Raw genomic sequence first — 20,253 nt, 5'->3', positions numbered from 1 at the left:
GCTCGGTCCTCGGCGCGAACACCGAGAGCTCGTGATCGAGCTCCCCCGCTCGGATTCGTTCCGGAGTCCGGCGAACCACCCGGGGGACGGGGCCCAGGCCGGTCGGCACCGGAAATCGGCTGCGTGCGGCACGCGCCGCGAGGCATGCTGGTGCCCGTGTTGTTGACGTTGAGCACCACCATGGGGGAGCGACCGGCGAGCGACCTGGGGTTCCTGCTGCACAAGCACCCCGAGCGGGCGCAGTCCTTCGACGTGACGGCGGGCAGGGCGCACGTGTACTACCCGCGCGCCGACGAGCACGACTGCACCGCCGCGCTGCTGCTGGAGACCGATCCGGTGGAGCTGGCACGGCAGGCCCGCCAGGGCGGTTCGTGGGCGCTGGGCCCCTACGTCAACGACCGCCCCTACGTGGCCTCCTCGCTGCTGGCGGTGGCGCTGGGCAGGGTGTTCCGGACCGCGCTGGCGGCCCGCTGCGAGGCACGGCCCGAACTGGTCACCCGAGCGGTACCGCTGCGGATCGAACTGCCCGCCGTGCCGCACGGCCGGGACCGGGAACTGCCGCGCCGCCTGTTCGAACCGCTGGGCTGGGAGGTCGAGCACGAGGTGCTGCACGACCCGGACCGGGGTGAGACCCGGTACGGGCGACTGACGCTGCGCGGCGAGCACACCGTCTCCGAAGCGTTGAACCAGCTCTACGTGCTGCTGCCGGTACTCGACGACGCCAAGCACTACTGGGTCGGCCAGGACGAGATCGACAAACTGCTGCGCGCGGGCGGGGCCTGGCTGGCGGGCCACCCCGAGCGGGAGCTGATCAGCGGGCGCTACCTGGTGCACGCGCGGCCGCTGGTGGACGAGGCGCTGCGGCGGCTCACCGCTGACGAGGGCACCGACCACGACGACGGCACCACCGAGACGCGCCCGCTGGCGGCGCAGCGCCGGGCCGCCGTGCTGGAAGTGCTGCGCACGACCGGGGCCCGCTCGGTGGTCGATCTGGGCTGCGGCGACGGCAAACTGCTGCGGGACCTGCTCGACGACACGGAGTTCGGCGAGATCCTGGGGGTGGACGTCTCCACCCGCGCGTTGCGGGCCGCCGAGCGCACCCTGCGGTTGGAGCGGCGTTCGGAACGCGAGAACCACCGGATCCGACTTCGGCAGTCCGCGCTGACCTACACCGACTCGGGGTTGGTGGGCTACGACGCGGCCGTGCTCATGGAAGTGATCGAACACGTCGACCCGGAACGGCTGGCCGCGCTGGAACACGCGGTGTTCGGGCACGCGCGCCCGGCCCGGGTGGTGCTGACCACCCCGAACTCGGAGTACAACTCGCACTATCCGGATCTGGCCGGTGGGATGCGCCATCCCGATCACCGTTTCGAGTTCGACCGTGCCGAGTTCGCGGAGTGGACGCGGCGGGTGGCGCGCACCCACGGCTACACCGCCACGTCGAGCGGTATCGGCGAAGCGGACCGGCGGCTCGGACAGCCCACCCAGCTGGCCGTGTTCACCCGAAACGACCTCTCCGAGAGGGACGCGACATCATGACCGAGACCGAGGACGCGAGCGCGAATTCGACGGTGACGGAGCTGGATCTTCCCGAGCTCGCGCTGATCGTGCTCGTGGGTGCTTCCGGCTCCGGCAAGTCCACCTTCGCCGCCAGGCACTTCCCGCACACCCAGGTGCTGTCGAGCGATCACTGCCGGGCGATGGTGGCCGATGACCCCACCGACCAGGACGCGACGGCCGACGCCTTCGACGTGCTGCACCACATCGCGGGCAAGCGGCTGGCGGCGGGCCGGGTGACCGTCGTGGACGCCACGAACGTGCACAACCACGCCAGGCAGTCGCTGATCCGGCTCGCCCGGGAGCACGACGTGCTGCCGGTCGCCGTGGTGCTCGACATGCCCGAGAGCCTATGCCTGCGGCGCAACGCCGAGCGCCCGGAGGCCCCGGATCCGGGTGTGGTGCGGCGGCAGCGCAAGGACCTGCGCCACTCGCTGAAGGGACTGCGGCGGGAAGGGTTCCGGCGGGTGCACGTGCTCCGTTCCGAATCCGAAGTGGACTCCGCGGAACCGCGGTGGACCAAGCTGTTCAACAACCGCCGCGCCGACACCGGCCCGTTCGACGTGATCGGCGACGTGCACGGCTGTCGTGTCGAGCTGGAAGCACTGCTGACCGAGCTCGGATACCGGCTGCGGCACGATGCCGACGGGAACGCGGTCGACGCCGAACACCCGAGGGGCAGGCGCGCGATACTGCTGGGTGACCTGGTGGACAGGGGGCCGGACAGCGCGGGCACGCTCCGGCTGGTCATGGGCATGGTCGAGTCGGGCAACGCGCTGGTGATCATCGGCAACCACGAGCACAAACTGGTCAAGGCGCTCGACGGCCGCAAGGTGCGGATCCCGGATTCGCTGCGGGAGACGCTGGATCAGCTCGACGAGTTGGGCGCGGACTTCCGACGACGTGCCCGCGACTTCTGCGACGGACTGATCGCCCACTACGTGCTGGACGGCGGGAACCTGGTCGTGGCACACGCTGGGCTGCCGGAGCGCTACCACGGCAGGACCTCCGGACGGGTGCGCGCGTTCGCGATGTACGGCGACACCACCGGCGAGACCGACGAGTGGGGGCTGCCGGTGCGTTATCCCTGGGCCAAGGAGTACCGGGGCAGCGCGACGGTGCTGTACGGCCACACCCCGGTGACCGCGGCCGAGTGGATCAACAACACGATGTGCCTGGACACGGGATGCGTGTTCGGTGGGGAGCTCACCGCGCTGCGCTACCCGGAGCGGGAGACGGTGTCGGTATCGGCGGAGCGGGTGTACAGCGAACCGGCACGTCCGCCGCGGAACGACGAGTCGACCGACCGGGACGGGAACGAGCGGCAAGATCCCGCCGAGCGGACCCCGCGACGCGAACCGGGAACGCTCGATCTGGGGGACGTCTCCGGGCGCCGCGTGGTGCACACCGGTCATCACGGCCGGGTGACGATCGGTGCCGAGCAGTCCGCCGCCGCCCTGGAGGTGCTGAGCAGACTCGCGATCGATCCCCGGCTGCTGCTGTACCTGCCGCCGACGATGCCGCCCTGCTCCACGGTGACCGAGGGCGAGCTGCTGGAGCACCCGGAACGGGCCTTCGCCGACTACCGGCACCAGGGGGTGCGGGAGCTGGTGTGCCAGGAGAAGCACATGGGCTCGCGCGCCGTGGTGCTGCTGTGCCGCGACGACCGGACCGCGCGGGAAAGGTTCGGAATCGAACCCCGTCCGCCGGACACGCCGGGAACGATCCACACCCGCACCGGGCGGGCGTTCTTCGACGAGACGACCTCGGCCACGCTGCTCGCGCGAGTCCACGCCGCCGTGGGCCGGACCGGCCTGTGGCAGGAACTCGACACCGACTGGTTACTGCTGGACACGGAGCTGCTGCCCTGGAACGCCAAGGCGGCGGGTCTGATCGACGAGCGGTACGCGGGCACGGCCACGGCAGGCGACAGCACGTTGCGGAGCACGCTGCGAGGTCTGCGCGAGGCGGAGCGGCGCGGGCTCGACGTGGCCGCGTTGCGAACCAGGTTCGAGGCCAGGCAAACCGATGTCGAGCGCTTCCGCACGGCCTACCGCTCGTACTGCCACCCCGTGGACGGAACCGAGGGGATACGGCTCGCACCGTTCCGGGTCCTGGCGAGCGAGGGACGGGCGTATCGCGAAACCGAGCAGGAGTGGCACCTGACAACCGCCGACCGGCTCGCCGAGGCGGATCCGGGGCTGTTCCGCACGACTCGACGACGCGCGGTCGACATCGACGACGCCGGCTCGGTGGCCGCGGCCACCGCCTGGTGGGAGGAGCTGACCGCCGAGGGCGGGGAGGGCATGGTCGTCAAACCGCGCACGGCGGCACCGCGCGGCCGGAACGGGCTGGTCCAGCCCGGGGTGAAGGTGCGGGGCCGGGAGTACCTGCGGCTGGTCTACGGGCCGGAGTACACCGAGCCGCACAACCTGGAGCGGCTGCGGAAGCGCTCACTGGGCAGGAAGCGATCGCTCGCGTTGCGGGAGCACGGCCTGGGGCTCGAAGCGCTCGATCGCCTCGCCGACGGTGAACCACTGTGGCGGCTGCACGAGTGCGTCTCCGCCGTGCTGGCGCTCGAATCGGATCCGGTGGACCCCCGGTTGTGACCACGCCGCGTGGAACGGACCACTCGTGCGGTCCGTTCCACGCGGATACGAACGTGATTTCCCGCGACCACTCGACGGGAAAGATCCGCTCAGTCCGCACGCCCCCGCTCACGACGCTCCGCGGCGTCGTCCCCCGCCGAGTCGTCCGTCGGGGCGTTGTCGTCGGGAAGCCCGCCGCCGGGAGCCTCGGGGCCGGAAGCCTCGGGGCCGGGATGTCGTCCCGGCTCCTCGGAAACGGCGGACGAGTCGGAGTCCTCGGTTCGCTCGGCGGCCCCGTCGGCGACCCCGGCTTCCTGCTGTCGGGCCAGGCGAGCGGCCTCGGCACGTTTGACGCGTTTCGGCGCCGCCGCGGCGGCGCGCTGCTCGTCGAACCGGGTGGAAACCTTGCCGAGCCGCCTGGTCATGGATCGGGCCAGGAAGACGACCGCGATCAGCAGCACCAGGATCAGGAACAGCGCGAGCGGGGTGGACTTGCCGACCCCCTCTTCCTGCACTCCCGGACCCGAGTCCTGCGCCACCACCATGACCAGCGGTTGCCGCTCCGTCGCGAGCACCGCCGCGTAACCGAGCACCGTCATGCGTGCACTCGCTCCTGCACCCCGGTGAACAGATCGTCTTCCGGCAACGTCGTGTCCACCAACGATCGCACCAGTTCGTACTCCTCGGTGGGCCAGACCGAACGCTGGATGTCCAGCGGGACCGCGAACCACCTGCTGTTCGGATCGATCTGCGTGGCGTGGGCACGCAGCGCGTCGTCACGGACCTCGAAGTAGTCCGCGCACTCGACCTGCGTGGTCACCCGCTCGTAGGGATCCTGGCGTGAGGCATCCCACTTCCGCAGCCACTCCCCGTAGGGCGATTCCAGCCCGCGCTCCAGCAACGAATCGTGGAACAGCTGCATTCGGCGCCTGGAGAAGCCGTGCCCATAGTACAACTTGAGCGGCTGCCAGGGCTCACCCGCGCCCGGGAACCGGTCGGGATCACCGGCCGCGTCGAAGGCCGCCATCGAGACCTCGTGGCACTTCACGTGGTCCGGGTGCGGATAGCCGCCGTTCTCGTCGTAGGTCACCACCACGTGCGGCCGGAACTCGCGCACGATCCGGACCAGCTCCTCGGTCGGCAACTCCAACGGCTGGTTGGCGAAACACCCGTCCGGCAACGGCGGCGGCGGATCGCCCTCGGGAAGCCCGGAGTCGACGAACCCCATCCACCGGTGGTGCACACCGAGGATCTCCGCCGCCTCGGCCATCTCGCGACGCCGGATCTCCGGCATGTTCTCGACCACTCCCGGCTTGTCCATCGCCGGGTTCAGGATGCTGCCCGCTTCACCTCCGGTGCAGGTGACAACCATCACGTCGTGGCCTTCCGCCGCATAACGAGCCGTGCTGGCCGCCCCCTTGCTGGACTCGTCGTCCGGGTGAGCGTGCACAGTCATCAGGCGAAGTTTCTCCGCCATGTCCGGTATTCCCTTCCCGTCTGGCTGTCGACACCTGTACCGCCCCCGCGAACTCCGGGCGGTACGCCCCAGGGATACTCAACCGCAGGTCGCTTTCCATTGTTCCCGAACGTCGATGTCGACCGGCGGCAGCCCCCTGCGGAGGAGAACGGACCGCGGCGGGGAAGAACCACCGGAGAGGTCGAGAGGCTGAGACCGTGACGAGTTCATCCGAGCCAGGTTCGCCCGGAACGGGCAACGGGGTTCCCGAGGGCAGGTACGGCAGGCGCGGTTCCGGACGCGACCGGCGATGGCCGTTGTGGCTGGGGAGCGCGCTGGTACTGGCACTCGGGATCGTGCTCGCGGTCGCGGGCTACCGGAACTTCGGAAGCGCCCCCATCGACGGCAAGGCCTCCCAGTTCGACCTCCGCGACGACAACACCGTGCACATCACGCTGGAGGTGCGTCGCGACGACCCCTCCGAGCCGGCGGAATGCGTGGTGCGTTCCCGTGGGATCTCGGGCAAGGAGGCGGGACGCAAGGAGGTCTATCTTCCACCCGGGGAGACGACCACCCACGTCGAGACGGTACTGCGGACCTCGGAGCAGCCGGTTACCGGTGAGGTTTTCGGCTGTTCCTACGATGTGCCGAATTATCTCCGGGAGGGTGCACGGCCATCCGGGTGAACTCGCCACGTCACTCCGGTGGTACCGGCTGAATACCCCACAACACCCCTTTACTCGTGTTATTGTCGCTACCAGCACGGCCCCGCACGGGCCGTGTTTTTCCATTCCGAACTCTTCGGAGTGCGAAAGCTATCGGTCCGCGGAACGCGGAACCGCAGTCGACGAGGAGTGGTGACCGTGAGCGATACCCAGGCGACCTGGCTGACCCAAGATGCTTACGACCGGCTCAAGGGTGAGCTGGACGAGCTCGTGGCCGAGCGCCCGGCGATCGCTGCGAAGATCAACGAAGCTCGCGAAGAGGGCGACCTCAAGGAGAACGGCGGATACCACGCCGCGCGCGAGGAGCAGGGCCAGCTGGAAGGACGTATCCGCCAGCTGCAGGAGTTGCTGCGCAACGCCAAGGTCGGCGACGTTCCGACCGAGTCCGGTGTGGCACGTCCCGGCTCGGTGCTGACCGTGCGGTTCGAGGGCGAGAACGAGGAGGAGAAATTCCTGCTCGCCAACCGCGAGGAAGGCGCCCACGGTGATCTGGAGGTCTATTCCCCCAGCTCGCCGCTCGGCAAGGCTCTGCTGGACGCCGCCGAGGGCGACGTCTGCGAGTACGACCTGCCCAACGGCGGCAAGATGCAGGTGACACTGATCAAGGCGGAGCCGTTCCAGGGCTGATCGAGGTTTTCCGGTCTGATCGACGGGTTGCTCGCTCGGCGGAACCTCCCATCGGCTCTCGTTCCGGGGCCGCGACATCGGGTAACGACCATCAACCGCCCCGGCGCAGGGGCGGTTAACTTCGGTTCGGCGGGTCCTCCCCGTCGCGAACCCCTCCCGGAACACATCGCGGAGCGGCTCGCTCGCCGCACGGACATCGGCACGTGAGCGGGTTGCCCCGCCGCGTCGCGGGACACCTCGAGCAGCGGCCCCGGATCGGTCACTCGGAATCGGCCAGGCGCTCCAGCAACGGGCGCACGCGGGGAGGCACCGGTGTGGACAGTGCGATGGAAGTGGAAGTGCGCAACACACCGGTTACCGCCACCACCCGGTCGATGACGCGCTGCAGGTCGTCGTTGGACCGCGCGACCATGCGCACGAACAGATCACCCTGTCCGGTGGTGGCGTGTACTTCGCAGACCTCGTCTATCGCGGACAGCTGCTCGGCCACCGAACCGCGCTGCCCCTGAGCGATCTCCAGCACCGCGAACGCGGTCAGCCCGTATCCCACGGCGGCGAGATCCAGTTCCGGTGGAAAACCGCGCAGTATCCCGTGGCGGATCATCCGGTCCATGCGGGCCTGCACCGTGCCACGCGCCACGCCCAGCCGGCGGGAGCACTCCAGCACCGGCAGGCGGGGCTCGTCCGAGAGCAACAGCAGCAGGCGCGCGTCCAACTCGTCCAGCGACTCGTCACCCGAAGTGGTGGTCACAGCACGCTCCAAACATCTTTCGGTGATACAGGGTGAGCAGTCGCCCCCCTACCAACCGACCACGAGTCGAGCAGGTTGTACAGCCGTGAAGCCTCCTGTTGCGCAGGGTGCGCGGCACTCGCAGGCTTGCGTACGCATCGAGTTCGCAGTCAGCGGGAGGACACCGTGACCGAGACCGCCAACCAAAGCACCGGGACCGCCGAACGTGACGACGTGACGTTCGAGCAGATGAAGCAACTGGTCGGCCTGGTCCCGCACGACCCGGACCGGGACCCGTTCCCGGTCAGAGCCATGGACGCGGTCGTGTTCATCTCGGGAAACGCGACGCAGAGCGCGGTGTTCTACCAGAGCGCACTGGGCATGAAGCTGATCGCCTACCGGGGACCGGAAACCGGCCACCGCGACCACCGGGCCTACGTGCTCAAGTCCGGTTCGGCGCGGTTCGTGCTCAAGGGCGCGGTCGACCCCGACAGCTCGCTGGCCGACCACCACCGCGAGCACGGTGACGGGGTGTGCGACCTGTCCCTGGAGGTCACCGATGTCGACAAGTGCGTGGCACACGCCCGGGAGCAGGGAGCCACCGTGCTGGAGGAGCCGACGGACGTCTCCGACGAGCACGGCACGGTGCGCCACGCCTCGATAGCCACCTACGGGCAGACCAGGCACAGCCTCATCGACCGGTCGGGGTACTCCGGTCCGTACTTCCCCGGCTACGTCGCCAAGGACAGCGGGTACCGCAAACCGGAGGGAGCACCGAAACGGGTGTTCCAGGCGATCGACCACTGCGTCGGCAACGTGCCGATGGGCGAGATGGACCGGTGGGTGTCGTTCTACAACCGCGTCATGGGCTTCGTGAACATGACCGAGTTCATCGGTGACGACATCGCCACCGAGTACTCGGCGCTGATGAGCAAGGTCGTGGCCAACGGCAACCACCGGGTCAAGTTCCCGCTCAACGAACCCGCGGTCGGCAGGAAGAAATCGCAGATAGACGAGTTCCTGGAGTTCTACGGCGATTCGGGGTGTCAGCACATCGCGCTGGCCACCAACGACATCATCGCCAGCGTGACCGCGATGCGCGCCGCGGGAGTCGAGTTCCTCGGGGTTCCCGACTCCTACTACGACGATCCACAGCTGCGCGCCCGGATCGGTGAGGTGCGGCTGCCCATCGAAACGCTCAAGGAGCACGGGATTCTGGTGGACCGGGACGAGGACGGCTATCTGCTGCAGATCTTCACCAAACCGATCGGGGACCGCCCGACGATGTTCTTCGAACTCATCGAACGCCACGGCTCGCTCGGGTTCGGTATCGGCAATTTCAAGGCGCTGTTCCAGGCGATAGAGCGGGAGCAGGAACTGCGCGGCAACCTCTGATCGAGCTCGCCCCGCACTCGTCGCGTGCCGCCCGCCACCGGTTGCCGGTGGCGGGCGGCACGAATCGAACGGTGCGACACGCCGGGCGACACGAATGACGTTTCGCGAGATTCGTGACCGAGCACTCGACGGTCGAACGACTTCACTCGGAAGTGCTGAAGTTGCCACTCTACCGAGTGCTTCGGCATCGCTGCTCACGGAAGAGGGCGGTCACGTGAGTAGCATCGGTCTCAGGTCGGGTGATGACCGATTGAGCCCGTCCTCGACGATTCGGTCGGGGGCGGGCGTCGGTGTTTCGGCCGAAACCGTCAATGCGAGCCGAAGCGGTCAGTGCGAACCGGCGACACGAACCGACCGACATGAAGCAGCCAGCATAAAACCGCCGGCACGAAACCGCCGGTACGAAACCGCCGGTACGAAGCGGACGGTCGAATCGCCGCGAACCCGTTCACACGCGAATCCCGCGCCGGAAACCGGTAACCGAGTGCATCGCGACGTTCACTCGAAACGCGCCACTCGAAAAACGGATTCGGTAAGCTTGGTGACGCCACACCGCCAAGACCGGGTCGTCAGCGTACCGACCGATACCGCCCCCTGGAGGCACCATGCCACGGCTGAGTACCTCTTCCGGCACGCTACCCCTGGTCGCGGGACTGACAACGGCGACGGTACTGTGCGCCGTCGCCGTGTTCACCGTGGTCAGTTCCGGTTGCGACGACCCCGGCAGCTACGAGACGAACGGTGAGGCCGTTCGGCTGGTGGGCGGCTGCGTGGGCCGCGAGGACCTGCCGGTGAATCCGGAGGAGGTAACCACGCCCGCCGCACCGGCGCCGTCCTGGAGTGTCGAAGGCGCCAAGAGCTGAACGGCCGTAGCGGAAACCCCGTGCCGTGGCGGAAACCCCGTGCCGTGCCACCCACCGAGGCGGCGATTTCGCGAGAAATTGACACCGCCCGGCCCGCGCCGCACCGCCCCAGCGGTGCGGCGTCACTCCAGGGCGGCGAGCAGGTCCCGCAGCAGGTCGTCGACGTCCTCGATCCCCGCGGAGACCCGGACCAGCTCGGCGGGCACCTGCAACAGCGATCCCGCCGTGCTCGCGTGGGTCATCCTGCCTGGGTGTTCGATCAACGACTCCACCCCGCCCAGTGACTCGGCCAGGGTGAACAACCGGGTGCGGGCGCAGACGTCCACGGCGGCCTGTTCCCCGTCGGCGTGGGTGAACGACACCATCCCACCGAACAGCCGCATCTGCCGCGCCGCGACCTCGTGGCCGGGGTGTTCCGGAAGCCCAGGGTAGAACACCCTGGTGACCTTGGGGTGTTCCCGCAACGCCGCGGCGATCCTGGCCGCGTTGGCGCTGTGCTGCTCCATCCGCGCCGCCAGGGTCTTGATGCCGCGCAGTGTGAGCCACGCGTCGAACGGCCCGGGAACCGCGCCCACGGTGTTCTGCAGGAACGCGATTCCGGAAGCGATCTCCTCGTCGGAGGTGACCACGGCACCACCGACCACATCGGAGTGACCGCCGAGGTACTTCGTGGTGGAGTGCACCACCACGTCGGCCCCCAACGACAGCGGCTGCTGCAGGTAGGGCGAGGCGAACGTGTTGTCCACGACGAGTCGCGTGGAGGTCTCGGCCGCGAGCTCGGCCAGGGCGGCCAGATCGGCGATGTTGAGCAGCGGGTTGGTGGGCGACTCCACCCACAGGACCTTGGTGTTGTGCCGGATCGCCGCACGAACCTCGTCCACATCGGACACGCGGACGGGGGTGTAGTCGACTCCCCACCCGGTCAACACCTTGTCGATCAGGCGGAACGTCCCGCCGTAGGCGTCATCTGGGATGACCAGGTGATCACCGGGACGCAGCACACCGCGCAGCACCGCGTCGGTGGCGGCCATCCCGGAGGAGAAGGCCCGTGCGTAGCGCCCCGATTCCAGCGCGGCCAGGCACTCCTCCAGCGTGGTGCGGGTGGGGTTGCCGGTGCGGGAGTACTCGTAGCCCGCTCGCTGGTTTCCGACGCCGTCCTGGGCGTAGGTCGAGGTCGCGTGAATCGGCGGAATCACGGAGCCGGTCGAACTGTCGGGGTGCTGCCCCGCGTGGATGGCGCGAGTGGCGAAACCGTCGGTCATGCCCGGAACCCTACTCGTAGCCCTTCGGAATGCGGCACGCGCTCACGGGAGGTGAACGAGCCCACACACCGCGCCGGTCCGAGACCGTGGCGGAACGAGATTCGCGGGCGCCCTCACTCCGCGCACGGAGTGACACGCCCGCGAATCTCATGCGAACTACGGGAGTGGGCCGACTGGGATCGGTGCCGACGGTCCACTCACCACTGCGGTGGCTGTCCGGGCGGCTGGGGCGGGTACCCACCGGGTGGCGGACCGTAGGGCTGGCCGGGCATGGGCTGCTGACCCTGCTGCGGGGGCCCTTGCTGGGGCGGTCCCTGCTGCGGCGGCTGCCCCGGTGCGGGTTGTTGTCCGGGCATGGGTTGCCCCGGCATCGGCTGACCGGGCATGGGCTGCTGGCCCGGGGCGGGTTGACCGGGCATCGGCTGACCTGGCATGGGCTGACCGGGCTGCCCCGGATAGGGCTGGCCGTAGGGCTGGGCGTACTGCTGTCCGGGAGCCATGCCGGGTTGGCCGGGCATACCGGGTTGGCCGCCGGGACCACCGGGTCCGGCCGGAGCGGCGGGGACGACGACCGTGCTCATGATCTTGTCGGCCCAGGTCTGGTTCTTGGGTTCCCACAGCGGCGCCAGGAAACCGATGCCGAGCGGAAGGCCGTCGACGATGTGGCAGAGCTGGCGCAGGAAGGCGTAGCCGAAGCCGACCGGCCTGCCGGTGGCCTCGCTGATCAGCATGGTCTTGGCGTAGCCGCGGCCGAGGGACTGCCCGGTGGTGCCCTGCTTGTAACCGGAGTTCCAGATCATGAAGCCGAGCAGCCCGAGCGAGGCGAGGAACATCAGTATTCCGCCGAACGCGGCGGCACCACCGCCGCTCGTCCCGCCACTGGAAACGCTGCTGGCAGTGCCACCGAGCACCATGGCCATGGCGATCGCGTAGATGATGCCGTAAACCACGCCGGGGGCGATGCCGTCGACGAGGTAGCTCTTCGCGCGGTCGCCCCACTCCACCGGAGGTCCTACCGGGACGACCGCCCCGGACTGGGTGCCACCGGACGGCTGCCCCGGCTGCTGCGGCGGCGCGCCGAACGGCCCGGGCTGTCCCGGCGGCGGTGGCTGCTGTGCCGGGAACCCACCGCTGGGTGTGCCGGGCATCCCCGGGTGACCACCGGGTTGCTGCCCGGGCATCTGCGGCGGCTGACCGGGGACCTGCCCCGGCATGGCCTGCTGTCCGGGAGGTTGCCCGGGCATACCGGGTTGTCCCGGCATCTGGGGTGGTTGCGCACTCGGCGGCTGCGTCGCGAAACCACCGGACGGCTGTCCCCCCAGGCCGGGTTGTTCGTACATCGGCTGCGGCTGCTGCATGGACGGCGGAACGACCTGGGTGGTCCCGCCCTCCTGCTGTGGCTGTGGCTGCGGGGACTGTTCCATCTGCTGCATGGCCTGCGCGGGATTGACGACCTGCGTCGAATCCGCGCCGGAACTCCGATCGCCCTGTTGCCCGCTCTCCGGCTGCTCCGTCTCCTGCGGATTCATCCGCGAGGAGATCTTCTGTGTCGAGTCCGGGGTGGACGCGTCGGCCTCGGCGTTGCCGGACTGCTGTTCGAAGGACGAATCCGGCTGCCGCTCCTCCTGGTTACCACCTTCGGGTGATTGCGGAGAGCTCATCGGGTTTTCCTACCCCCTTGGGCGTGAACCTGGGCGTGTACGGGACCTACGGTATCCGACAACACTCGGACGCAGGGGTCACCGTGTAACAGCACTTCGATATTCCCAGCACAGCACGTATCCACCGAAAGCGGGTTGCCCGGGAGAACGAGGCGCTCCGAGCCGTGTGACCGGTCGTTCCCGATCCGAACAACCCGCCGGGAAGCACTCCGGTCAGCGCCCCGCGATGAAGGCGAGCACGTCCTGCCTGGTGACGACTCCGGCCGGTTTGCCGTCGACCAGCACCATCGCACCGTCGGCGTTCTTGAGCGCCCGCATGGCCGAGTTGATGTCCTCACCGGCTCCGATCGTGGGCAGCCGCGGCGACATGTGGGTCTCGACCCGGTCGGCCAGGTTGGCCCTGCCCGCGAACAGCTCGTCCAGCAGGTCGCGCTCGTTGATCGCGCCCGCGACCTCGGCCGCCATGACCGGGGGCTCGGCCTTTACCACCGGCATCTGGGACACGCTGAACTCGCGAAGGATCGCCACAGCCTCGGCGACCGTCTCGTTCGGATGTACGTGCACCAGTTCGGGTATGGTGCCGTCCTTGCGCCGGAGGACGTCCCCGATCGAACCGCCACTGTGCCCCGGGGGGAGGAATCCGTAGGAGGCCATCCAGGAGTCGTTGAAGACCTTGGTGAGGTAACCGCGCCCGCTGTCGGGCAGCATCACCACGATCACGTCCTCGGGATCGACGCGTTCCGCCAGTCGCAGCGCCGCCACCACGGCCATGCCGCAGGACCCCCCGACCAGCAGCGCCTCCTGCCGAGCCAGTTCCCTGGTCATCCGGAAGGAGTCCCCGTCGGAGACGGAGATGATCTCGTCGCAGATCTCGCGGTCGTAGGTGTTCGGCCAGAAGTCCTCGCCGACGCCCTCGACCAGGTAGGGACGCCCGTGTCCGCCGGAGTAGACCGAGCCCTCGGGATCGGCGCCGACGATGCGGACCCGCCCCTCCGAGACCTCCTTGAGGTAGCGCCCGATACCGGAGATCGTGCCACCGGTACCGATCCCCGCGACGAAGTGCGTCACGCCCCCCTCGGTCTGGTTCCAGATCTCCGGACCGGTCGAGTGGTAGTGCGACTCGGGATTGGCGGGATTGTCGTACTGGTTGGGTTTCCAGTAGCCGTCCTGCGCCGCCAGCCGGTCGGAGACGCTGTAGTAGGAGTCCTCGTGCTCGGGTGGCACCGCGGTCGGGCACACGACGACCTCGGCACCGTAGGCCTCCAGGACGTTGCGCTTGTCCTCGCTGACCTTGTCCGGGCAGACGAACACGCAGCGGTAGCCCTTGCGCTGTGCGATCATAGCCAGCCCGACACCGGTGTTGCCCGAGGTGGGCTCCACGATGGTGCCTCCCGGCGGGAGTTCCCCCGACTCCTCGGCGGCCTCGATCATGCGCTCGGCGATCCGGTCCTTGACGCTGCCGCCGGGATTGAAGTATTCGACTTTGACCAGCACCCGGGCGTTCCCGGGCTTTGTCAGTGAGTTCAGCCGCACCAACGGTGTGTCACCAACAAGATCGGCCACGTGCTCCACGTAGTCCACGGCGGTTCCTTCCTCGTATCAACCGTGTGCCGTGCGGCCGCGCCGCGGATCCGCACGAATTCTCCCGGGGCCAAAACTGCCCACCCGCAGTCTCCCCATCGGCCGCACCGCGCTCTCGGCGGGGTAGGTGATTCGCGAGCCGCGCGGACCCGTTGTTCAGGCGATTTTCACCCGTTCGCCCGCTCGACGCTCATTAACCATTCGCTCGTGACGAACGATATTCGGGTTACGGAACCTTCTCCGGGTTCGGCAAGCCCAACCGGACGGGAACCGGGCTCCCCGGACATGCGACTTCGCCCGAACGGAGTGACCATTCGGCAGAGCGGTGTCCGAGGCGTCCGCGAGAGTCGGGGAGGCAACGATGATCGCTGCGCGACTGCTGCGGTTGGCCGCCGTCGGCACCGCTTCCGTGGGCGGACTGTCCGGCGCGGCATACGGCCTGCTCAACGAACAGTCGAGATACGCCAGGCGGGTCATCGGCCCGCCCGGCAACGGCCCCCTGAACGCGGACGGGACGTACTGTCCCGAACATTTCGGTGGCGGAGCGGGGGCCGCGATACCGCCGCTGGAGTTCGCCGTGCTGGGTGATTCCTCGGCCGCCGGGCTCGGCGTCGAGGTGGCGACGGAGCTGCCCGGGGTACGGCTGGCGAGCGGGCTGTCCGAGGAACTGGAACGCCCGGTGCTGTTGCGCACGCACGCGGTCGTGGGCTCGACCACGAGGGGGCTGGAGGCGCAGATCGACGAGGTGCTCCGGCGACCGCCCCGGTTGGCGCTGGTGCTGATCGGCGCCAACGACGTGACTACCCGCATACCGGTGAGCGCGAGCACGGGACTGCTGGAGCAGGGGGTGGCCCGGTTGACCGAGGAGGGGGTGGCGGTGGTCGTGGGAACCTGTCCGGACCTCGGAGTGGTCCGCCCCATCCCGCAGCCGCTGCGTTCGGTCGTCCGCAGGAGGAGCCTCACCCTGGCGACCGAACAGCGGCGGGCGGTGGAACGTTCCGGAGGTCATGCCGTACCGCTGGCCGACCTGCTCTCCCCCGAGTTCCTGACCCGGCCGGTGGAGCTGTTCGGACCGGACCGGTTCCACCCCTCCGCCGCCGGGTACGAGATGGCCGCCGAACTGCTGCTGCCGACACTGTGCGACGCGATCGGCGCCTGGGCCGGTGTGCCGGTGCCCAAGGCTCCGGCCCGTTCGGCGGCGGTCGAGGCCCGCAGACCGACCCGCCGGTTCGTGGCCCGGTTGAACCTGCGATGGGGCCACCGCGCCGAGAACTGAGCCGGGAACTCACCCGCTCATGAACCGCCCCGGTCCCCGGAGCGGCGCACGCGGGGTGTCCAGGAACGTGGTCGGTTCCCGTTCGGGCGGCGTAAATTTCCCACGAAATCGCCGCGCCGCTGAGCCCCGAACCGAACTCCCACCACTCCCGCGGGCCGAACCCCGACCACCCACGCAGTCGGCACCGCAGCGGGTTCTCACGGGTCGTCTCGCGAGGACAGCCTCGACGTGGCGTAGTAACTACTCGATGTCGAGGATCCCGCAGCGAGACGGCCCGTGAGGTTCCGCCACAGCACCACCCCGGCAAACCGCGCCGACATGACCTCGTCAGCTGTTTTCGGGTGATGTGCAGGCGTACCATCCAGTCGGTATGGCGTTGTTGTGAGCGCTATCACCGCGAGAACAGCGGGTAGGCCCCTAGGGTGAGCACATTCCACCGTGCGTGGCTCGAACACGTCACGGGAATCGTTCCGAAACAAACACAGCGACCGCGAAGGAGTTCCCACCATGACCGAAGCAGTCATCGTCGCGACCGCCCGCTCCCCCATCGGACGCGCGGGCAAGGGATCACTACTGGACATGCGTCCGGACGATCTCTCGGCACAGATCGTGCGGGCCGCGCTGGACAAGGTCCCCGAACTCGATCCAGGCGAGATCGACGACCTGATGCTCGGCTGCGGACTGCCCGGCGGCGAGCAGGGCTACAACATGGGACGCGTGGTCGCCACGCTGCTCGGCCACGACCACCTGCCCGGAACGACGGTCACCCGCTACTGCTCGTCCAGCCTGCAGACGACCCGAATGGCCATGCACGCCATCAAGGCGGGCGAGGGCGACGTGTTCATCAGCGGGGGTGTGGAGGCGGTTTCCCGCTTCGCGAAGGGGAACTCGGATTCACTGCCGGACACCGCCAACCCGGTGTTCGACCGGGCGCAGCAGCGCACCCAGCAGACCGCCGAGAACGGCGCCGCCGAATGGGTGGACCCGCGGGAGTTCGGCGAACTCCCCGACGTCTACATCCCGATGGGTCAGACGGCGGAGAACCTGGCGCTCGCCAAGGGCATCGGCAGGGACGAGATGGACGAGTTCGGGGTGCGTTCGCAGAACCTCGCGGAGAAGGCCACCGCGAACGGGTTCTGGTCCCGGGAGATCACTCCGGTCACCACACCCTCCGGAGCGGTCGTGGACACCGACGACAGCCCGCGTGCCGGGGTGACCAAGGACGCGGTGTCGGGTCTCAAGCCGGTGTTCCGTCCCGACGGGCGGATCACGGCGGGCAACGCCTGCCCGCTCAACGACGGCGCGGCCGCGCTGGTGATCATGAGTGACCGCAAGGCGGAACAGCTCGGCCTGACCCCGCTGGCCCGGATCGTTTCCACCGGCGTGACGGCGCTCTCCCCGGAGATCATGGGGCTGGGCCCGGTGGAGGCCTCCCGGCAGGCGCTCGGCCGGGCGGGCATGGGCATCGGTGACATGGATCTCGTCGAGATCAACGAGGCGTTCGCGGCCCAGGTGATTCCGTCCTACCAGGAGCTGGGAATCCCGTTGGACAAGCTCAACGTCAACGGTGGTGCCATCGCCGTGGGTCACCCGTTCGGCATGACCGGCGCGCGGATCACGACCACGCTGCTGAACTCGCTGCGGTACCACGACAAGCAGTTCGGGCTGGAGACGATGTGCGTCGGCGGTGGTCAGGGAATGGCCATGGTGCTGGAACGGCTCAGCTGACAACTGACGGGCGCGGCTCGTCACGGGGCGAGCCGCGGCCGCCGGGCCGTGCCGCGGAAACGGCTACCGGTGCCGTTCGCGGTCACGACCGGTGCCGTTCGCGGTCACGACCGGTGCCGTTCGCGGTCACGACCGGTGCCGTTCGCGGTCACGAAAAGCGGCGCCCGTCCTCCGCCGATGCGGAAGGGACGGGCGCCGCTCCAGTTCTGCTGAGCTCCCGCGTGGTCGCCGGAACTCCTGCCGGGCGGGACTCGCGGGCACCGTGCCGATCGCATCGAACGGGCACCCACGAGGACCGGACCGGCGAAGTCCCGCTAGTCGTTCTGCAGGTAGGACAGCAACCGCAGAATCTCCAGGTACAGCCACACCAGCGTGACCATCAGGCTGAACGCGATGTACCAGGAGAACCTGGCGTCCACACCGCTCTTGATGGCGCGGTCCGCCTCGTCGAAGTCCAGCAGGAACACGAACGCGGCGATGCCGATGCACAGCAGGCTGAAGCCGATGGCGAGCAGACCGCCGTCGCTGCTGCGGATGCCGAGGCCGCCCTCGACGAAGAAACCGGCGACCAGGTTGACCAGCATCAGCGTGAAGGCACCCGCCGCCGCGCCGATGACCCACTTGGTCAGCTTCGGGGTAACCCGGATCGCACCGGTCTTGTAGACCACCAGCATGGCCCCGAACACACCCATGGTGCCCGCGATGGCCTGCATGATGATGGCCGGGTTGTTCACCATCGTGGCGAACAGATGGCTCACCGCGCCGAGGAACACACCCTCGACGGCGGCGTAGGCGATGACCAGCGCCGGGCTCACCTTCTTCTTGAAGATGTTGACCAACGCCAGTACGAACCCGACGATCGCCGCCGGGAGCGCCAGTCCCCAGGAAGCGGCACCACCGATGATGTAGGTGGCCGCACCGGTACCGATCGTGATCGCCAGCGTGGTGGCCGTCTTGGTCACGATGTCGTCGATCGACAGCGGCCGTCCGGTCTGCTGCGGAGCGGTGGGGGCCTGCCCCTCGGTCCCGAAGGCACCGGCGGGCTGGCCGTAGTTGAAGTTCGCGTACCCCCCACCCTTGGGCAGGTTCTTGAACGCAGGGTTGCTGCTTGTGCGCAAGTCATCCTCCCGGGCGTGCGTGCGCCGTCACCCGTATTAACGGCCGGAAACCGTGATCGGTTCCCGGCCACGTAAAACGCACTTTACCCGCAATCGCGGCACCGATCCCAGTGCCTCACCTGTTTCGGGAACGTCACGGTTTCAGCGACGCTTCTTCTGGCTCCGCTGCGCCGGCGACTGCTTACCAGAGCCACCCGAACGACTCTTGGACTGCTGGCCCTTCTTGTTGCCCGAACCACCACCGGAACCGCCGGAGGACTTGCCGCCGTTCTCCGAGCCACCGCCCGAACCACCACCGGATTTGGCGCCCGCGGCCGACTTCGCGTTCCCGGAGCCGGACTTGGAGCCGGATTTGGAACCAGAGCCCGTCTTGGAGCCGGAGCCGGTCTTGGCACTGGACCCCGCCTTGGAACCATTGGTCCGTTGTGACGTCTTCTTGGCAGCGGAGCCACCGCCGGATTTGGAGCCGCTGCCGGTCTTGGAGCCATCACCGGACTTGGTGCCGTTCTCGGACGTGGTGTCGGGCGACTCCTCCTCCGACTCCTCCTCCGACTCGTCCTCGTCGAGCTCCGCGACAGCCTTCTTGCCGCCGCGATCCGGCTTCTGTCCCGGCTTGGGGCGCGGGGCCTCCTTCTTGGCCGCGATCTCCTGCTCCTTCTGGCGCGCTTCCTCCCGGTCCACCTTGTTGGTGAGGAAGTGCTGCTGCCCCAGGGTCCAGACGTTGTTGGCGAGCCAGTAGAACAGCACCGCCAGCGGCAGGAACCAGCCGGAGACCAGGGCGCCGATCGGGGCGAGGTACATCATGACCTTGCCCATCATCGCGCTCTGCGGATTGGCCATCGCCGCGTCGGACTGGCGCTTCATCGACATTCGCATCGTGAAGTAGGTGGCCACCGAAGCGACGATCATCAACGGGATGCCCACGATGATCATATCGGGGCGGGTGGTGTCGAACTGCTCCAACTGCTGCTCGGACTGGGTGATCCAGTTGGAGAGCTTGGCACCGAAGATGTCGGCGTTGACGAAGGACTGGACGCCCTCCCTGCCGAAGGCGAAGTTGCTGTCCTCAGTGGGGTCGAACCCGCGCAGCACGTGGAACAGGCTCAGAAAGACCGGAATCTGCACGAGCGCCGGAAGGCAACCACCGAGCGGGTTGACCCCCTGCTCGGACTGCATCTTCTGCATCTCCTGCGCCATCTTCTGGCGGTCGTTCTTGTACTTCTCCCGGATCTTCTGCATCTGCGGGGCGAACTTCTGCATCTTGCGCCCCGCGCGGATCTGGCTCAGCGCGGGCTTGAGCAGCAGCACACGCAGGGTGAACACCAGGAAGAAGACGGAGAGTATCCAACTGATGCCCTGATCCGGGCCGAACACGGCGCCGAAGAGCTGATGCCAGACCCAGAGGAGCCACGACACCGGGTAGAGGATAAAGCCGAAGAATTGCTCCACTCGTTCACTCCTGGTCGTCGCCCGGCGCGCTCATCCGGGCTCTACCTGCACAGCCGCACTCCGACACGAACCGGAGGGTTCAACCCCGCCAGGGTGCCACGAGCGCATTCGATCAAGGTGGGCGGGACGGCCCGTAACCGGCCGACCGGCACGGATGCCGAGCTTCGAGGGCGATGCGAATCCGGGATCCCTAACCGGCCACCGCTCGGTTACTCGATCACTCGCGCCACACAC

16 protein-coding genes are annotated in these 20,253 nt (G+C 68.4%); 8 read left to right on the top strand and 8 right to left on the bottom strand.

What is annotated here, in order from left to right:
- The first annotated feature begins 144 nt into the window (after positions 1–144).
- Both BM394_RS17065 and BM394_RS17060 read left to right on the top strand, forming a co-directional pair.
- Complete coding sequence (locus tag BM394_RS17065; RefSeq protein ID WP_217643561.1) at positions 145–1,542, top strand: 3' terminal RNA ribose 2'-O-methyltransferase Hen1; 1,398 nt, start codon at positions 145–147, stop codon at positions 1,540–1,542.
- Positions 1,539–4,169, top strand: coding sequence for a polynucleotide kinase-phosphatase (locus BM394_RS17060; RefSeq protein WP_092979642.1), 2,631 nt, complete (start codon positions 1,539–1,541; stop codon positions 4,167–4,169). The genes BM394_RS17065 and BM394_RS17060 overlap by 4 nt, the downstream gene beginning before the upstream one ends.
- An 89-nt stretch (positions 4,170–4,258) precedes the next feature.
- On the opposite strand, the gene BM394_RS22875 is transcribed toward BM394_RS17060, so the two are convergent.
- A complete protein-coding gene (locus tag BM394_RS22875) occupies positions 4,259–4,747 on the bottom strand; it encodes a hypothetical protein (RefSeq protein ID WP_175530144.1) in 489 nt (162 codons plus the stop codon).
- Positions 4,744–5,625, bottom strand: coding sequence for a mycothiol conjugate amidase Mca (mca, locus tag BM394_RS17050; protein WP_092979641.1), 882 nt, complete (start codon positions 5,623–5,625; stop codon positions 4,744–4,746). Before mca ends, BM394_RS22875 begins: the two co-directional genes overlap by 4 nt.
- Before the next feature lie 197 nt (positions 5,626–5,822).
- Here mca and BM394_RS17045 point away from each other — a divergent pair, with 197 nt between their 5' ends.
- Together BM394_RS17045 and greA are read left to right on the top strand one after the other, a co-directional pair.
- Positions 5,823–6,290 carry a DUF4307 domain-containing protein gene (locus BM394_RS17045; protein WP_092979640.1) on the top strand — a complete coding sequence of 156 codons (468 nt, stop codon included), beginning with the start codon at positions 5,823–5,825 and terminating at the stop codon, positions 6,288–6,290.
- A gap of 177 nt (positions 6,291–6,467) precedes the next feature.
- Positions 6,468–6,956, top strand: coding sequence for a transcription elongation factor GreA (gene greA, locus BM394_RS17040; protein ID WP_175496626.1), 489 nt, complete (start codon positions 6,468–6,470; stop codon positions 6,954–6,956).
- 259 nt (positions 6,957–7,215) lie between these two features.
- Here the strand turns inward: greA and BM394_RS17035 are convergent, their stop codons facing one another.
- Positions 7,216–7,707 carry an Lrp/AsnC family transcriptional regulator gene (locus BM394_RS17035; protein ID WP_092979639.1) on the bottom strand — a complete coding sequence of 164 codons (492 nt, stop codon included), beginning with the start codon at positions 7,705–7,707 and terminating at the stop codon, positions 7,216–7,218.
- A gap of 228 nt (positions 7,708–7,935) precedes the next feature.
- On the opposite strand from BM394_RS17035, the gene hppD reads away from it, so the two are divergent.
- Positions 7,936–9,081 carry a 4-hydroxyphenylpyruvate dioxygenase gene (gene hppD / locus BM394_RS17030; RefSeq protein ID WP_207227682.1) on the top strand — a complete coding sequence of 382 codons (1,146 nt, stop codon included), beginning with the start codon at positions 7,936–7,938 and terminating at the stop codon, positions 9,079–9,081.
- Between the two features lie 605 nt (positions 9,082–9,686).
- Positions 9,687–9,944, top strand: coding sequence for a hypothetical protein (locus BM394_RS17025; RefSeq protein WP_175530143.1), 258 nt, complete (start codon positions 9,687–9,689; stop codon positions 9,942–9,944).
- 122 nt (positions 9,945–10,066) lie between these two features.
- Here the strand turns inward: BM394_RS17025 and BM394_RS17020 are convergent, their stop codons facing one another.
- The 3 genes from BM394_RS17020 to BM394_RS17010 form a co-directional block, all read right to left on the bottom strand.
- Positions 10,067–11,206, bottom strand: coding sequence for a cystathionine gamma-synthase (locus BM394_RS17020; RefSeq protein ID WP_092979637.1), 1,140 nt, complete (start codon positions 11,204–11,206; stop codon positions 10,067–10,069).
- A 197-nt stretch (positions 11,207–11,403) separates the two neighbouring features.
- The gene (locus tag BM394_RS17015; protein WP_092979636.1) at positions 11,404–12,867 is read right to left on the bottom strand and encodes an RDD family protein; all 1,464 of its coding nucleotides are present in this window, start codon (positions 12,865–12,867) and stop codon (positions 11,404–11,406) included.
- A gap of 213 nt (positions 12,868–13,080) precedes the next feature.
- The gene (locus BM394_RS17010) at positions 13,081–14,448 is read right to left on the bottom strand and encodes a cystathionine beta-synthase (protein ID WP_092979635.1); all 1,368 of its coding nucleotides are present in this window, start codon (positions 14,446–14,448) and stop codon (positions 13,081–13,083) included.
- A 361-nt stretch (positions 14,449–14,809) separates the two neighbouring features.
- Between BM394_RS17010 and BM394_RS17005 the strand changes: the two genes are divergently transcribed.
- Together BM394_RS17005 and BM394_RS17000 are read left to right on the top strand one after the other, a co-directional pair.
- On the top strand, positions 14,810–15,724 hold the full coding sequence (locus BM394_RS17005; protein ID WP_092979634.1) for an SGNH/GDSL hydrolase family protein: 915 nt from the start codon (positions 14,810–14,812) through the stop codon (positions 15,722–15,724).
- 507 nt (positions 15,725–16,231) lie between these two features.
- The gene (locus tag BM394_RS17000) at positions 16,232–17,452 is read left to right on the top strand and encodes an acetyl-CoA C-acetyltransferase (protein WP_092979633.1); all 1,221 of its coding nucleotides are present in this window, start codon (positions 16,232–16,234) and stop codon (positions 17,450–17,452) included.
- Positions 17,453–17,766: 314 nt separating this feature from the next.
- Here the strand turns inward: BM394_RS17000 and BM394_RS16995 are convergent, their stop codons facing one another.
- Complete coding sequence (locus BM394_RS16995) at positions 17,767–18,570, bottom strand: Bax inhibitor-1/YccA family protein (RefSeq protein ID WP_092979632.1); 804 nt, start codon at positions 18,568–18,570, stop codon at positions 17,767–17,769.
- 141 nt (positions 18,571–18,711) lie between these two features.
- Complete coding sequence (yidC, locus tag BM394_RS16990; RefSeq protein ID WP_245780259.1) at positions 18,712–19,986, bottom strand: membrane protein insertase YidC; 1,275 nt, start codon at positions 19,984–19,986, stop codon at positions 18,712–18,714.
- Positions 19,987–20,253 lie beyond the last annotated feature (267 nt).

The sequence above is a fragment of the Actinopolyspora lacussalsi subsp. righensis genome, from assembly GCF_900116555.1.
Taxonomy (GTDB): Bacteria; Actinomycetota; Actinomycetes; order Mycobacteriales; family Pseudonocardiaceae; genus Actinopolyspora; species Actinopolyspora lacussalsi.
Note: the sequence above shows the minus strand (reverse complement) of the source record. Positions and strands in the feature narration are given on the sequence as shown.

Bases quoted from the DNA above. Each gene is read 5' to 3' on its own strand.
- BM394_RS17000 (WP_092979633.1), top strand. From the start codon at position 16,232: ATGACCGAAGCAGTCATCGTCGCGACCGCCCGCTCCCCCATCGGACGC.
- BM394_RS17065 (WP_217643561.1), top strand. From the start codon at position 145: ATGCTGGTGCCCGTGTTGTTGACGTTGAGCACCACCATGGGGGAGCGA.
- BM394_RS17015 (WP_092979636.1), bottom strand. From the start codon at position 12,867: ATGAGCTCTCCGCAATCACCCGAAGGTGGTAACCAGGAGGAGCGGCAG.
- BM394_RS17025 (WP_175530143.1), top strand. From the start codon at position 9,687: ATGCCACGGCTGAGTACCTCTTCCGGCACGCTACCCCTGGTCGCGGGA.
- BM394_RS22875 (WP_175530144.1), bottom strand. From the start codon at position 4,747: ATGACGGTGCTCGGTTACGCGGCGGTGCTCGCGACGGAGCGGCAACCG.
- mca (WP_092979641.1), bottom strand. From the start codon at position 5,625: ATGGCGGAGAAACTTCGCCTGATGACTGTGCACGCTCACCCGGACGAC.
- BM394_RS17005 (WP_092979634.1), top strand. From the start codon at position 14,810: ATGATCGCTGCGCGACTGCTGCGGTTGGCCGCCGTCGGCACCGCTTCC.
- BM394_RS17020 (WP_092979637.1), bottom strand. From the start codon at position 11,206: ATGACCGACGGTTTCGCCACTCGCGCCATCCACGCGGGGCAGCACCCC.
- BM394_RS17060 (WP_092979642.1), top strand. From the start codon at position 1,539: ATGACCGAGACCGAGGACGCGAGCGCGAATTCGACGGTGACGGAGCTG.
- hppD (WP_207227682.1), top strand. From the start codon at position 7,936: ATGAAGCAACTGGTCGGCCTGGTCCCGCACGACCCGGACCGGGACCCG.